Origin of the sequence: Bacillus sp. SIMBA_008 (genome assembly GCF_046535495.1) — a bacterium.
Taxonomy (GTDB): domain Bacteria; phylum Bacillota; class Bacilli; order Bacillales; family Bacillaceae; genus Bacillus; species Bacillus subtilis.
The window spans coordinates 1-244 of the sequence record NZ_JAWRWL010001068.1 but is presented as its reverse complement, the minus strand read 5'-3'; the positions used below and the strand labels follow the sequence as shown (position 1 = coordinate 244).

Sequence of the window (244 nt, the reverse complement as noted above, 5' to 3'; positions counted from 1 at the left end):
GCTAAGTTTTGGTTAAAACTTTTAGTTTTGCCAGTTACATTTAGTGCGTGTTAACGAGATCGCCTCTCGGCTCGCAGCTCAAGCTCGAACCGCCCCTGTCGAATCCGTAACGTCCCCTTGTAAAAGGGATATACGGGATGGAAGTTCAGCTTAACTGCTTCCGTTTATAACTATTATAACAATCTCATCGCTTGAAACAACTGGTGTTTTCTGTAAGAAAAGCGATGATTGTTTACTGCATAAC

1 other RNA gene is annotated in these 244 nt (G+C 42.2%); it reads right to left on the bottom strand.

The annotated features are described in order from the left end of the window. Positions 1-117: a transfer-messenger RNA gene (gene ssrA / locus SB658_RS28385) on the bottom strand; the annotation flags it as partial. Positions 118-244: the final 127 nt, after the last annotated feature.